Annotated in this window: 11 protein-coding genes; 10 read left to right on the top strand and 1 reads right to left on the bottom strand. The window is 41.1% G+C overall.

Annotated features, from left to right (window positions below; all coding sequences use genetic code 11):
- Positions 1-301: 301 nt before the first annotated feature.
- From G631_RS0107175 to G631_RS0107140, 7 genes are all read left to right on the top strand, one after another.
- Complete coding sequence (locus G631_RS0107175) at positions 302-1,327, top strand: LacI family DNA-binding transcriptional regulator (RefSeq protein WP_026488877.1); 1,026 nt, start codon at positions 302-304, stop codon at positions 1,325-1,327.
- A 23-nt stretch (positions 1,328-1,350) separates the two neighbouring features.
- The gene (locus G631_RS0107170; RefSeq protein ID WP_035789474.1) at positions 1,351-2,256 is read left to right on the top strand and encodes an ABC transporter permease subunit; all 906 of its coding nucleotides are present in this window, start codon (positions 1,351-1,353) and stop codon (positions 2,254-2,256) included.
- Positions 2,257-2,273: 17 nt separating this feature from the next.
- Entirely contained in the window at positions 2,274-3,200 is a 927-nt protein-coding gene (locus tag G631_RS0107165) for a carbohydrate ABC transporter permease (protein WP_035789472.1), read from the top strand.
- A 58-nt stretch (positions 3,201-3,258) separates the two neighbouring features.
- Entirely contained in the window at positions 3,259-4,830 is a 1,572-nt protein-coding gene (locus G631_RS0107160; RefSeq protein ID WP_026488874.1) for an ABC transporter substrate-binding protein, read from the top strand.
- A gap of 487 nt (positions 4,831-5,317) precedes the next feature.
- Positions 5,318-5,773: an ACT domain-containing protein gene (locus tag G631_RS0107150; protein ID WP_026488872.1), complete on the top strand. Its 456-nt coding sequence runs from the start codon at positions 5,318-5,320 to the stop codon at positions 5,771-5,773.
- A gap of 88 nt (positions 5,774-5,861) precedes the next feature.
- The gene (locus G631_RS0107145; protein WP_035789470.1) at positions 5,862-7,070 is read left to right on the top strand and encodes a homoserine dehydrogenase; all 1,209 of its coding nucleotides are present in this window, start codon (positions 5,862-5,864) and stop codon (positions 7,068-7,070) included.
- A gap of 77 nt (positions 7,071-7,147) precedes the next feature.
- Positions 7,148-8,467 (top strand): aspartate kinase, encoded by a 1,320-nt coding sequence (locus G631_RS0107140; RefSeq protein WP_026488870.1) that lies wholly within the window; start codon positions 7,148-7,150, stop codon positions 8,465-8,467.
- Between the two features lie 31 nt (positions 8,468-8,498).
- Here G631_RS0107140 and G631_RS0107135 read toward each other — a convergent pair whose 3' ends face one another.
- On the bottom strand, positions 8,499-9,296 hold the full coding sequence (locus G631_RS0107135; protein ID WP_026488869.1) for a hypothetical protein: 798 nt from the start codon (positions 9,294-9,296) through the stop codon (positions 8,499-8,501).
- A 308-nt stretch (positions 9,297-9,604) separates the two neighbouring features.
- Between G631_RS0107135 and G631_RS0107130 the strand changes: the two genes are divergently transcribed.
- The 3 genes from G631_RS0107130 (at position 9,605) to G631_RS0107120 (ending at position 14,426) form a co-directional block, all read left to right on the top strand.
- Complete coding sequence (locus tag G631_RS0107130; RefSeq protein ID WP_035789468.1) at positions 9,605-10,114, top strand: DUF6106 family protein; 510 nt, start codon at positions 9,605-9,607, stop codon at positions 10,112-10,114.
- An 80-nt stretch (positions 10,115-10,194) separates the two neighbouring features.
- A complete protein-coding gene (guaB, locus tag G631_RS0107125) occupies positions 10,195-11,652 on the top strand; it encodes an IMP dehydrogenase (RefSeq protein ID WP_026488867.1) in 1,458 nt (485 codons plus the stop codon).
- Between the two features lie 44 nt (positions 11,653-11,696).
- On the top strand, positions 11,697-14,426 hold the full coding sequence (locus G631_RS0107120) for a sensor domain-containing phosphodiesterase (protein ID WP_155833893.1): 2,730 nt from the start codon (positions 11,697-11,699) through the stop codon (positions 14,424-14,426).
- Positions 14,427-14,487 lie beyond the last annotated feature (61 nt).

The raw sequence follows: 14,487 nt of genomic DNA, 5'->3' as shown, positions 1-14,487 counted from the left end.
AAAACTTTTTAGCCGCATAAACACTGGGGTGTAGCCTAAAGTTTCCCTTGAAACCGGTATCAAAAATCTCTTCTATATTAAGCTTCGAAAAAACACCGAAAACGTTTGCTAGAAAATTAACATTATACAATTGCATTAGGAGAAAATAGATGAAATAGCGATAAAGATTTTGTAAAAATGCACCAAAAATATAAATGTTGCACAAAAAAATATAAAAAACTATTGAACTGGGGGTGAAAATGATGTAATCTTAAACTACGAAAACGATTTAGTAATGCACATGGAGTTAACGAGATAGAGAATGGTATCACTTAAGGACATTTCAAAGGCTTGTGGAGTATCAGTTGCAACTGTATCCAAGGCACTCAATGATCATAGCGATATCAGCCAGGAAACCAAGAAACATGTAAGAGAGGTGGCTGAGAAGCTTGGATACAGACCTAATGCAGCGGCTCAGGCCCTCAAGACAAATAAGACTAACAATATTGGTGTCTTGTTCGTCGATGAAGCTAACAGCGGACTTACACATGACTATTTCAATCATGTGCTGGACAGCTTTAAGAGAACAGCAGAGGAGAATGGCTACGATATAACCTTTATAAACAGTGGTAATAAGAGACTTAACAATATGTCTTATTTATCACACGCCATTTATAGAGGATTTGATGGAATCGTAATTGCCTGCGTGGATTTCTCAGATCCTCAGGTTGATGAGCTTATTAAGAGTGATATTCCTGTTGTTACTATTGACCATCTTTTCTATAACAGAACAGCAATCATGTCTGATAACGTCAATGGTATCAATGAACTTGCTACTTATGTTTATGAGCAGGGACACAGGAAGATTGCATATATACATGGTAAAGAGTCTGGAATGGAATCTTCAGTTACCAAGAGCCGACTTTCGAGTTTTTATAAAACCCTTCAGGATTTCGGCGTTGAAATTCCGGATGAATATGTTCCGGCAGTTCCTTATAGAGACACAGATGCTGCTTTTGAGGCAACGACAAGACTCCTTGAACTAAAGGATCCGCCAACATGTATCTTTTACCCGGATGATTTCGCGGCATTTGGCGGAATCAATGCAATCAGAAAAAAAGGTCTTCGAATTCCGGAAGATGTCTCAGTTGTAGGATATGACGGAATCGAACTTGCCAGAAAGATTAGTCCGATATTGACAACCATGGTTCAGGATACAGAGAAGATTGGTGCTATAGCAGCTTCCAAGCTGATCGATCTTATCAACAATCCTAAGGGGACGATCGTTGAACAGGTTGTCGTTAAAGGAAATATAGAGAGGGGAGAGTCCGTAGCAAGACTCATATAGATCAAAAAAGGGAGAGTAATGGTATGAAAGATTTTCTTAAAAACACATGGAAACACAGAGCACATGTTGTGATGGCATTGCCGGTTTTCCTGATCTTGTTCTTCATTATGTACGTGCCTATGGCCGGTCTTGTAATGGCGTTCAAGAACTTCAACTATGTTGATGGTATTTGGAAGAGCCCATGGAATGGACTTGATAATTTCAAATTCCTGATCGCCTCTAAGGCAACATTCATTCAAATCACAAGAAATACAATTTTATATTATCTTTTGTTTACAGCTGTTGGAACATTCCTCAATGTTACACTTGCTATCATGATCGATAAGCTGGTGTTCAAGAGAATGGCCAAGACAATGCAGACACTTATGATCATTCCTGTATTCATTTCTTATGCAGCAGTACAGTTCATTGTATATGCATTCATCAGCTCAGATACAGGTATTATCAACCATACATTAAATACCAGCACAAGATTCTATTCTGCTGCAAACCTTTGGCCTTGGATCCTCCTTGTAGTTAAGATCTGGAAGGATACAGGTTATGGTTCAGTTCTTTATATGTCAGTTCTCGCTGGAATTGATTCAGAGCTTTATGAGGCAGCTGATATCGACGGTGCAAACTCATGGCAGAAGATCTTCCACATTACAATTCCTTCATTAATACCTATGGTTACTGTAATGCTTCTTCTTTCAGTTGGTTCAGTAATGCACTCAGATACAGGTCTTTTCTACCAGGTAACACGAAATAGTGGAGTACTGTACGAAACAACACAGGTTATCGACTCCTTCGTACTTAATGCTATTTTCAAGAATTCGAACTTTGGATTCGTAGCTGCAACTTCATTCTTCCAGTCAGTTGTAGGACTGTTACTGATGCTTTTTGCTAATACAACAGTTCGCCGAATTGCACCAGAAAACGCATTGTTCTAATAGGGGAGAGTAAAGAGATGGCTAAGATGAAAAATAAAGATTTAGAAATGTCTAAAAAAGAGAAGGTAACCGTTGGACAGGTTATCCTTGCAATAATTCTTGTTTTATGTACATTATTTGCTTTCATGCCTGTAGAGCTTACATTCGTAGCTGCTTTTACAGATGAGAAAAGTATTGTAGAAAATGGTTTCAGGTTCTGGCCTAAGGACTGGTCACTTACAGGTATGAGCACAGTTCTGAAATATGGCTCACAGCTTGCAAGATCATATTTTATAACAATATTAGTTACTGTTTCCGGAACATTCATGGGACTTTTATTCATGAGTATGTTCGCATATTCAATCAGCCGTAGAGACTTCAGGTTATCCAAATTCTTATCAATTTATCTGTTGATCCCTATGCTGTTCAATGGTGGAACACTTTCAGGATATATCATTTTCACCAGCTACTATCACTTAAAAGATAGCCTCTGGCTCCTGATCCTTCCACTGTGCGTTTCAACTATGAACGTTATTATTCTTAGAACATATATTGCCAACAGTATTCCTGGAGAACTTATGGAAGCTGCCAAGATCGATGGAGCAGGTGAGTACAGAACTTTCTTCCAGATCACACTTCCTCTTCTTAAGCCTTCACTTGCAGCCGTTGGTTTCATGATGGCTACAGCTTACTGGAATGATTGGCAGAATGCACTTTTGTACATTGACACAGATGCCAAGAAGCCTCTGCAGCTCCTTCTTATCAACATCCAGAAGAGTATAGAGTTCCTTCTTAATAACTCAAACGTTCCTGCATCTGCAAGAGCTGCTATGGGTGGAACTATTCCACAGTACTCAGCAACAATGGCAACAGTTTTAGTAGTTATTGGACCTATCATGGTAGTGTACCCATTCTTCCAGAAATACTTCATCAAGGGTCTTACCGTTGGTTCAGTTAAGGGTTGATATCTACCCCTCAAGGGATGATATAAAAACAAAGAAACCTAAAAAAGGGAGGTTACATATGAAGAAAAAAGTATTATCAGTAATTATGGCTTCAGCAATGTCACTTTCATTGCTCGCTGGCTGTGGCAGCACACCTGCAGCTACAGAGACACCAGCAGACAACACAGCAGCTACAGAGACATCTGCAGCTGAGACAAAGACAGAAGAAGCAACTACAGAGACATCTGCAGCTGAGACAGCTTCTGGCGATGTTACAAACATCAATGTTTACAGATGTACATTTAACCTTGCTACACCTGATTCAGCTCAGGTTCAGAAGGTTCAGGATGCTATCAATGCTTACATCGCAGACAAGATTCCTGTACAGATCACTCTTACAGATATCGGTTCTGGTGAGTATACAGAGAAAGCTAACCTTGCACTTGCAAACAACGAGATCAACCTTCTTTGGACAGCTTCATGGGAAGGCACAATCGGAACAAACGATCTTTATCCAGCAGGCGCTGTATATGATCTGACAGATCTTCTCCCTGGAACACCTCTTTATGGATCAATGGCAGAGGGCCAGTGGGAAGCTGCTAAGTACGATGGCAAGATCTACTTCGTTCCTGTATACAAGGACAACGTAGAAGGTTATGACTTCATGTTCCGTCAGGATCTTGTTGACCAGCACAACTGGGATATCAACTCTGTAAAAGAGCTTAAGGATCTTGAGCCAATGCTCGCTGATGCTAAGGCTGATGGACTTAAATATCCATTCCTTACACAGAAGACAGCTATGTTCTACAGATGGTACATTGACAAATTTGATTTCTTCACAGCTGATTCTTCAACAAACTTCTTTGCTGTAGATCGTGCAACAGATGAAGTTGTTGATACAATCCAGACTCCTGAGTACCTTGAGTTCTGTAAGCTTATGGCTGACTGGGCTGACAAGGGATACATCTCAGAGGATGACTTCACAAAGGTTACAACAGATACAACAACACAGACACAGGATTGGGCTATTTCTTGGTGGACAGATATCCCAGTTAATGACGAGGCAGATGCTCGTTATGGCCAGGATGTAACAATGGTTCCAGCTACAGACAGATGGGCTCATTCAACATCAGCTCTTGGTTCTTGCTACTGCGTAACAGCAAACTCAACAGAAGCTCAGGCTAAGGCTTGCGTAGACTTCCTTGGACTTCTTTACACAGATTCAACACTTGCTGATATGTACACATTCGGTATCGAGGGTGAGGACTTCACATACGATGCTAACCACCAGGTAACACAGACATCTGACAAGTACAACCACTCAATGTGGGAGTCAGCTAACGCTACAATCGTTACTCCTCTTGACAACGAGCCAGCTAACAAGGCTGAACTCTATGATGCATTCAACGGTGGTGCTAACACATCTTCAGCAGCAGGCTTCAGATTTGACAAGTCTCCTGTAGAAGCTCAGTACACAGCTTGCGCTGGTGTATTCGAGAGCTATGGATTCCCTCTTGAGAATGGTGGTATTCCTGCAGCAGACGTTGAGTCTACAATCGAGAAGTACCAGGCAGCTCTTGATGAGGCTGGATACCAGGATGTTCTTGCTGAGTTCCAGAACCAGTACAACGCTTGGAAGGCAAACAAGTAATATAGCGATTCGTATATCACGGAGTTTATTAACTTCATAAGTTTTATATTAGGAATAAAAAGGCAGGGCGTATGCAAATGCGCCCTGTATACATAAACGAGTATCTTCAGGATACACGGGAATTTGATATCCTCCTTTCTTTATCCTTGGCCATACCTCCAGGATAAAGGTTACTCTTTCCTTTTATAAGCGTAAGAAAGCCATGACGTTCCCCGACGTCATGGCTTTCGCTATTAATTGCAAAGTCGCAGGTAATCACTAAAAAATCCACAAATAAATCTGCATAAAACATGGATATTTATGCAGATTTTATGCTTGCCTTTATAACTTTACTGTGGTAAACTCTTTTTATCGCAAACACATGTCCGCGAGAGGAGAACAGATTTTGCCATTGACACACATGTGTGTTTGATAGACGGACATACTGATTTGTGTTTTTCAATCCAGTTTTCCAGAGTATAAATAGTGTACAGGAGAGTAATCTCAAATGCAACAGGATACAGGTTACTATGTTTTAAAAAGGCGGGCTGTACCGGATGTCCTTTTAAAGGTTGTGGAGGCTAAAAAGCTTCTTGAATCCGGCAAGGTCAAGACAGCAGCAGAAGCTGCTGCAACACTTGGAATCAGCCGTAGCTCTTTTTATAAATATAAAGAAGATATATACGAATTTCATGATAGTCTTCAGGGAACAACTCTTACCCTGACATTCCAGATGAATGATGAAGTGGGACTTTTATCCTATGTACTAAATCTAATAGCAGAGTTTGGTGCAAACATCCTGACTATTCATCAGTCTATTCCTCTTAACGGGGTGGCATCATTATCTATCACCATCCAGGTTTTACCTACAACAAGAGATATTATGGAAATGATAAGCAAGATGGAAAAATCAGAAGGTGTGCATAAAGTGCATATCACTGGTAGAAGCGCGACGCTGACATAATGCTCAGAAAATGAGCGTTGGAAATAAATATCTGTAAATATTAGAACATAGATCATTCGTAATAGAATGTGACGATATGGAGGACAACATGGCAAAGGTAGCAGTTTTGGGATATGGAACAGTAGGAAGTGGAGTAGTTGACGTTCTTGATATAAACGCAGCTCTCGTTGAGAAAAGTGCTGGTGAAGCTGTAGAGCTTAAATACATCCTTGATCTTAGGGATTTTCCGGGGGACAAGCACGAGGCTCAGGTTGTGCATGATATAGATATTATCTTAAACGATCCTGAGGTCGATGTGATCTGCGAGACTATGGGGGGATTAGAGCCAGCATTTACCTTTGAAAAAAGAGCTTTAGAGGCCGGAAAGAGCGTTTGCACATCCAATAAGGAACTAGTAGCTGCTCATGGACCAGAGCTTGTAGAACTGGCTAAAAAGAACAATGTGAGCTACCTTTTTGAAGCAAGTGTCGGCGGAGGGATTCCAGTTCTTAGATCAATTAATGATTCTCTTAAACATGAGAAGATTGATTCTATAACAGGTATCCTGAATGGTACTACAAACTATATCCTGACCAAGATGGATAAAGAGGGCGTGGCATTTGAACTTGTTCTTAAGAAGGCTCAGGAAAAGGGCTATGCAGAGAGAAATCCTGAAGCTGATGTGGAAGGCTATGATGCCTGCAGAAAGATTGCTATTCTGGCCAGCCTTATGAGTGGTAAGCACGTACACTATGAGGATATATACACTGAGGGTATTTCCAAGATCAGTATCCTTGACTTTGAATATGCAAGAGCCCTCAACATGTCAATCAAGCTCCTTGCTATGTGCAAGAAAAATGAGAACGGCTTCTTTACAATGGTTGCACCTTTCCTTGTTCCGCCTGAGAACCCACTTGCAAGTGTTAATGGCGTATTCAATGCAATCGATGTCCACGGCAACATGCTGGGAGATGTAATGTTCTATGGCAAGGGAGCTGGTAAAAATGCTACTGCCAGCGCAGTTGTAGCTGATGTGATCGATATTTTAAAGCACAAGGGACATCATATCGAGGTTAATATGAAGGCTGAGAAGGCAGAGCTTTCTCCCAAGGATAATGCAGTAAGGCGCTTCTTTGTAAGAGTTCCTGCAGACCTTCAGGATCAGGCCAAGGAAGTCTTCGGCAATGAGGTAGAAGTTGTAAAGAGAAACAGCATTCCAGAAGAGTTTGCATTTATCACAGATCTTATTTCAGAGAAGGACTTTGAAGAGAGATTGTGGAAGATGAACAGTGTTAAGGGATATTTGAGATTGTATTGATAAAAGTGTATTGTGGACAGAGATTTTCTATGTGACAATGAAATACATTAAGTTCTAGGAAGAGAGAGTGGCATATTATGAAAAAAGTAGTTAAATTCGGTGGCAGTTCACTTGCAAGTGCAGAGCAGTTTAAGAAAGTGGGCGAGATCATAAAGGCAGATCCCGACAGAGTCTATGTAGTTCCTTCAGCCCCTGGAAAAAGAAATTCCAAGGACACCAAGGTAACTGACATGCTCTATAAGACCTATGCTCTGGCAGAGGCTGGTAAAGACTTTGCTAAACAGCTCTCAGATATAAAGGCCCGCTATGACGAGATCATAAAGGGACTTAACTTAAAGCTCAGCCTTGCAGATGAGTTTAAGACTATTGAAAAGAACTTTAAGGCTAAGGCTGGAAAAGATTATGCAGCCAGCAGAGGTGAATACTTAAACGGAATCATCATGGCAGCATTCCTTGGCTATGAGTTTATAGATGCAGCTACAGTTGTTGCTTTTGACAAGAACGGCGAATTTGACGGTGAGAAGACCAATAAGCTCATGGGCAAAAAGCTTGAGAAAGCACCTAAGGCTGTTGTCCCTGGATTTTACGGAGCATATCCTGATGGAACTATCAAGACCTTCTCAAGAGGCGGCTCAGATATAACAGGATCAATTGTATCAAGAGCGATCAAGGCTGATGTATACGAGAACTGGACTGATGTATCAGGATTCCTCGTAGCAGACCCCAGGATCATTGAGAAGCCACCACACATTGAGACTATCACATATACAGAGCTTCGAGAGCTTGCCTATATGGGTGCCGGAGTACTTCATGAGGATGCTATCTTCCCTGTTAGAAAGGAAGGCATTCCAATCAATATTCGTAACACCAATAAGCCAGAAGATCCTGGCACATGGATTGTAGAATCCACAGCCAAGAAGTCCAAGTTTGTTATAACTGGTATCGCTGGTAAAAAGGGCTTTTGCTGCGTGAATGTTCTCAAGGATCAGATGAACTCTGAGGTTGGATTTGTCCGCAAGGTATTACAGGCTTTTGAAGATCAGAACATTTCTATTGAACATGTTCCTTCTGGAATTGACACAATGACTGTGTTTGTTCAGCAGGATGAATTTATTGAAAAGGAACAGGCTGTAGTATCAGAAATCCACAGGCTTGCTCACCCGGACATGCTGGAAATCGAATCAGACCTTGCTCTTATTGCAGTTGTAGGTCGCGGCATGAAGTCAACACGTGGTACTGCTGGAAGAATCTTCTCAGCACTTGCGCACGCTTCTGTAAACGTTCGCATGATCGATCAGGGCTCATCAGAGCTTAATATCATCATAGGTGTTGAAACAAGAGATTTTGAAAAAGCTATCCGCGCTATATACGATATTTTTGTAACTACACAGATTTGATCAGGATTTGGATTGTTACAGCCTCAAACATTTACTTAAGCAAATATTCTATAAATTTTACGGCAAGATCTTTTCTGGAGCTGTTGATAATAACTCCTGCTGCGGAGGAGTAACCGGAGTAGGCACCTGTCTCCTTAAGGATTGCTGAGTTATCAAGCTTTATGCCAACAGGAATTGGTCTTTCCATTTCAGAAGGGTCAGTTGGAGGGAAAGTCAGGTCTTTGTTATAGTTATCAGCAATAACTGCGTATTTGTTGTTTTTATCAAACTCGCCAGTGCTGATGTAAGTCTGGTATTCCTCTGAGTTTAGGTAATCCAGGTAACTCTGATCTACATATATAAACAAATCCTGATATTTCTCAATTTGTTCCTTTGAAAGAACTGTCCTTAAATCAGCAAAGACTTCCTGATTGGCGTAATAGGTAAAGATGTTGCTGTCAGCTGCCAGAACATCAAGATCTCCGCCGGCAACATTTGCCATGATCTTCTGACTCGTAGCTATGGTGGTCTCTGTAATAACCTGAAGGTCATAACTCTCAGCAGTATCTATAAAGCAGCTATACTTACTGGTATCAATTCCTGCATAAGGAGCAAATCCGTATTCGAGCTGTTCCTGAGCACTTGATGCGCCGGAATTTATCATGACAGCATAGAAGCCATAGGGCTTGTTGCTTCTGATATCGTGAATGAGCATGGATAAAAGAGCTACTGCACAAATGATCACTATTGTATGGATCTTGTAGTACTCCCAAAAGTATTCCAGCTTGGCCTTAAATCCCTGGCCTTTTAATTTCTTTTGTTGTTCTCTTATTTCATCGTGTAATGACATTTCTTCTCACTTTCCCATTATGGTATTACGTTTTCTCATTTGTTTATTAACAGAAAAATAATACTTTTTTATCATCAAAACATATATAATAGTAATAGGACTTTTTTTGCCCTCATATAATAAAGTAAATAATAAAAATTTAGAACAAAAGTGTCAATCCACAATTTAAATCAAATGTGAAATTGAATACAAGGTAATAGTACAAAAATATTGCAAAATACACCTTGAAAGATTAGAGAAAGTAATATAAGATAGTCGATAAAATGGGCCATTTCTATAGGCCAGATTACAGGAGGCTATTGTTACAAATGGTTAGTGATAACAGTTATGTAGAATGTCTTGTCTCTAGTAAGGCATCACCTCTGTTTGTTGTTTTGAAGGTGGTTTCCCTTATACTTGCGATTCTTTCTTTTCTTTCATCACTATTACTTGGAAGCCTTGTGGGAATGATACTTGCGATAGCATTTGGTGCAGCTTACTATTTCGTTTCACTTAATGCCAGCATTGAGTTTGAGTATCAGTACTGCGACAAAGAGATCACAGTAGACAAGATTCTAAATAAGAGCAGACGTAAGAACATAGGCAAGTTCGATGTTGGCAAAATTGAGGCTATGGCTCCTTCTCGTTCTTATCACCTGGATGAGTACAAGAACAGAACCTACAAGGCTCTTGATTTTTCATCAAGGATCAAGGATCAGCAGCCTGATCCAACCTACACAATCTATTATGATGGCAAGGAGAAGATAGTTATCGAGCCTTCTAAGGAGTTTGTAGAGGCCGTTAGAAACGTGGCTCCGAGAAAGGTATTTTTTGATTAATTGAATATAGTTGAATAAAGTATAAATGTGTTGGGGAATACATAGTTACCAAAAATATTGATTTACGATGGGAGTAGAAAATGGGACAGATTATTGGTGAAGGAATCACATTTGACGACGTATTATTGGTACCTGCATATTCACAGGTAGTACCTAATCAGGTGGATGTAGGAACATATCTTACTAAGAAGATAAGACTTAACATTCCTATGATGAGTGCAGGAATGGACACCGTTACTGAGCATAGAATGGCTATTGCCATGGCTAGACAGGGCGGAATTGGTATTATTCACAAGAACATGTCAATCGAGGCTCAGGCCGAAGAGGTTGATAAGGTAAAAAGATCAGAGAACGGCGTCATCACAGACCCATTTTCACTTTCTCCAGACCATACACTGGCTGATGCTGATTCTCTTATGGCTAAGTTCCGTATTTCAGGCGTTCCTATTACAGAGGGAAGAAAGCTTGTTGGTATTATCACAAACCGTGATCTTAAGTTCGAGAAAGATTTCTCTCAGAAGATCAAGGACGTTATGACAAGCGAGAACTTGATCACAGCTAAGGCTGGAATCACATTAGAGGAGGCCAAGAACATTCTTGCCAAGTCTAAGAAAGAAAAGCTCCCAATCGTTGATGATGACTACAATCTTGTAGGACTTATCACTATTAAAGATATTGAAAAGACTATCAAGTATCCTCTTGCTGCCAAGGATGATCAGGGCAGACTTCTCTGCGGTGCAGGCGTTGGTATTTCTGCTAACTGCCTTGAGAGAGTAGCAGCCCTTGTTGATGCCAAGGTTGACGTGATCGTACTTGATTCAGCACATGGACATTCTGAGAACGTTCTTAAGTGCCTTAGAATGATCAAAGAGAAATTCCCTAATCTTCAGGTTATTGCAGGTAACGTTGCTACAGGTGAGGCTACAAAGGCTCTTATCGAGGCTGGTGCTGATGCGGTTAAGGTTGGTATCGGACCTGGCTCTATCTGTACAACAAGAGTTGTAGCAGGTATCGGTGTTCCTCAGATCACTGCTATCATGGACTGCTACAAGGTTGCCAAGGAATATGGAGTTCCGATTATTGCTGATGGTGGTATCAAGTATTCAGGAGATATTACAAAGGCTATAGCTGCAGGCGGTAACCTTGTAATGATGGGATCAATGTTTGCTGGCTGTGATGAGGCTCCAGGTGAGTTCGAGCTTTATCAGGGCAGAAAATATAAGGTATATCGTGGAATGGGATCCATTGCAGCTATGGAAAACGGCTCCAAGGATCGTTATTTCCAGGAAGATGCCAAGAAGCTTGTTCCAGAAGGCGTTGAGGGACGAGTTGCATATAAGGGAACAGTAGAAGATACTGTATTCCAGCTTATGGGTGGTCTTCGTTCAGGTATGGGATATTGCGGATGCGGTACAATAGAAGAACTCAAGGAGAATGGCAGATTCATCAAGATGACATCAGCTGCTCTTCGTGAATCTCATCCACATGATATTCAGATCACCAAGGAAGCACCTAACTATAGCGTAGATAATAACTAATAACACAGATGTAATTTAATCTTTATTTTCCTTGAGGGGGGAAAATGCAGGAGACAGTTACCAAAGTGGAACTTGAAAAAGCCACAGAGACGGGTTCTTTAAATGAAAAGAAAGGAGCCCTTGGTAATTTTGCGCTCAAAAATGCCGAGGGCATGCAGGCCTGGCAGGATAAGTTCTGCGAAATGTCAGGGGTCTATGCCATGTGCCTTGATGAAAACGGCAGTCCCATGAGCCAGTTCTCCGGCAATCCCCATGAAATAGAGATTATCAAGAAATACGTAACGGATGTACGTATTCATAATATTTTCAAAAGAGTATCAGAGAGCGAGCTGGAGGATCAGGCTGTGGAGATCACAGAGGTGCCTAATCTCCGGCTGGCTGCTGTTGCTGTTAAGAGTGGCAAAGATACTGCCGCTGTCTGGATTGTATGTGGCGTTTTTAAGGACGCAGAATATGAGGCGGAGTTCTATCATGTTCCGCCTATTGATTCTTTTTCTTACCAAATTTCCGAAGACAAATTTTATAGAGTATTAGATCTTTTGAGAGCCACTCTGAATGCTCTTTTGGCTATTGAAACATCGAGAACTCAGGCTGTAGCTATAAGTGAGGAATCCAAAGCCCAGGAACTTGAGATGACTTCCTCTTTCCACAGAGCAGAGACCATGACTGAAATCGTCTCCCTTCTTGATAGCAATGAGGGAATTGAAACTATCATGGCCATGATCCTGTCAAAGCTTTGTGGATATTTACAGATAAGTAACGGATTTACCTGCAGAGTTCACCACGGAAACCTCATGGACATTGTAGTTCAGTGGAATGCGCAGGGTGTAAACAAGATGTTTACTGAGACTACAGATCAGGAAGTGTACTGGTTCCTTGGAAATGAAAAGGCAATCGTGGTATCAAGTGACTCTCAGATGAACGCCGGTGAAAGAGAACAGCTCGATATTCTGGGAATCAGGGCGCTTGTTGCCATGCCCATCATTATCAACGGCGCTCCAAGATTCTATGCCTGTCTAACAGAAAACAGAGAGGATAGGATCTGGTCTATTGATGACGTTAAATTTATTAACGATACCATTAGAATCCTGCAGAGTATCATTACAAAGAGAATACAGACTAACTCACTGGCTAGTTCTTTTGCCTCGCTGGAAGCGGTTCTTGATAACGTGGGCTGTTCCATATACGTAAGAGATATTGGCACCGGAGTATTGCTCTTTGCCAATAGGAGCTTTAAAAAGAACTTTAGCAAAGAGCTTTCTGAAAACAAACTTATAGAGCTCTTTGAATCTAACATTCCATCTAGAAGTCATAGTGGTAACTATGAGGTTAATCATAAGACCAGAGGTAAGTGGTACGACGTTTATTACACTAGGATCAAGTGGGTAGACGGCCGGCCTGTTTCTCTGTGCGCTATTTACGATGTTACTGAGAAAAAGCTCTACCAGAAGAGAATTGAGCAGCAGGCTTATACTGACTTTTTGACAGGCCTGTACAACAGAATGTGCTGTGAGAAGGATCTTGCCAAGTACGTAGATGAAGCCCGTCAGACAGGAAGGACAGGTGCCCTTATGTACCTTGACCTTGATGATTTCAAGCACATCAATGATAGCCTTGGACATCAGTATGGAGATGTCCTCCTTCAGGATATTTCAAATGCCATGAGCAGGATTGATGGCATCAGCAATTCCTGCTATAGAATGGGCGGAGATGAATTTGTCATCATTGTTCCGCCTGAGAACTACAGCAAGATGGACAAGATACTTGAGGAAATCAAGGATGCCTTTGCTACACCCTGGTATCTCAAGGATAGCGACTATTACTGCACCATGAGTATGGGTGTCGTGAAGTTTCCGGAAAATGGCGATAATGTATCTGAACTTATCAGAAAGTCAGACGTTGCCATGTATGAGGCAAAAAAATCAGGCAAGAACAGGATCGCTGAGTATTCAGACAATATAGATTCTTCTTCAATCCACAGACTGGACCTTGAAAAGAATATGTTTGACGCTATAGGTAAGGCCTGCGAGGAATTTGAAGTCTTTTTCCAGCCTATAATCACCTTTACTCAGGATAAAAAGAGTAAGAAAAAGATCAAACATGTGGGAGCAGAGGCACTGGTTCGCTGGAACAGTACTAAACTGGGATTTTTAAGCCCGGATGAGTTTGTGCCTCTTGCAGAATATCTTGGACTTATAAATCCTATTGGAAATCACGTCCTGCAGAAGGCTTGCGAGTGCTGCAGGCAGTGGAATGAGTCTGGAATAGGCGAGTTCGCAGTAAGCGTTAATCTGTCTGTAGTCCAGATCATGCAGAATGATATTGTGGATACCATAAAAAAGTGCATCGAAGATAATCACCTGAATCCAGAAAATCTGGTGCTGGAACTCACAGAGAGACTTGCTATAAATGATCTTGCAAGAACCAAGCAGACTCTTTTGGATATAAAGGCACTTGGAGTAAGGCTTGCACTTGATGATTTTGGTACCGGGTATTCCGCTCTTAGCAGTATAAGAGCTCTGCCTTTTGACATAATCAAGGTGGATAAGGATTTTGTAAAAGATATTGCGACAGACGATTATTCTCAGGCTTTCGTAAGAATGATGGCGCAGCTTGGAGAGACAATTGGTGCAGACATCTGTGTTGAAGGTATTGAGACCAAGCAGCAGCTGGATGCATTAAAAGGCATGGGAGTTAAGTATATTCAGGGTTACTATTATGACAAACCTCTAAGGAGAGCAGCCTTTGAAGAAAAATATGTCTACAATCCATAGAGTTTAGGGAATGTATAATAGAACATAGAATTATGTTATAATTTATGATATCATAGTGTGT

This window comes from Butyrivibrio sp. XBB1001, from assembly GCF_000424505.1.
In the GTDB taxonomy this organism is placed as follows: Bacteria; Bacillota; Clostridia; order Lachnospirales; family Lachnospiraceae; genus Butyrivibrio.
Note: the sequence above shows the minus strand (reverse complement) of the source record. Positions and strands in the feature narration are given on the sequence as shown.

Bases quoted from the DNA above. Each gene is read 5' to 3' on its own strand.
- guaB (WP_026488867.1), top strand. From the start codon at position 10,195: ATGGGACAGATTATTGGTGAAGGAATCACATTTGACGACGTATTATTG.
- G631_RS0107165 (WP_035789472.1), top strand. From the start codon at position 2,274: ATGGCTAAGATGAAAAATAAAGATTTAGAAATGTCTAAAAAAGAGAAG.
- G631_RS0107175 (WP_026488877.1), top strand. From the start codon at position 302: ATGGTATCACTTAAGGACATTTCAAAGGCTTGTGGAGTATCAGTTGCA.
- G631_RS0107170 (WP_035789474.1), top strand. From the start codon at position 1,351: ATGAAAGATTTTCTTAAAAACACATGGAAACACAGAGCACATGTTGTG.
- G631_RS0107120 (WP_155833893.1), top strand. From the start codon at position 11,697: ATGCAGGAGACAGTTACCAAAGTGGAACTTGAAAAAGCCACAGAGACG.
- G631_RS0107160 (WP_026488874.1), top strand. From the start codon at position 3,259: ATGAAGAAAAAAGTATTATCAGTAATTATGGCTTCAGCAATGTCACTT.
- G631_RS0107135 (WP_026488869.1), bottom strand. From the start codon at position 9,296: ATGTCATTACACGATGAAATAAGAGAACAACAAAAGAAATTAAAAGGC.
- G631_RS0107140 (WP_026488870.1), top strand. From the start codon at position 7,148: ATGAAAAAAGTAGTTAAATTCGGTGGCAGTTCACTTGCAAGTGCAGAG.
- G631_RS0107130 (WP_035789468.1), top strand. From the start codon at position 9,605: ATGGTTAGTGATAACAGTTATGTAGAATGTCTTGTCTCTAGTAAGGCA.
- G631_RS0107150 (WP_026488872.1), top strand. From the start codon at position 5,318: ATGCAACAGGATACAGGTTACTATGTTTTAAAAAGGCGGGCTGTACCG.
- G631_RS0107145 (WP_035789470.1), top strand. From the start codon at position 5,862: ATGGCAAAGGTAGCAGTTTTGGGATATGGAACAGTAGGAAGTGGAGTA.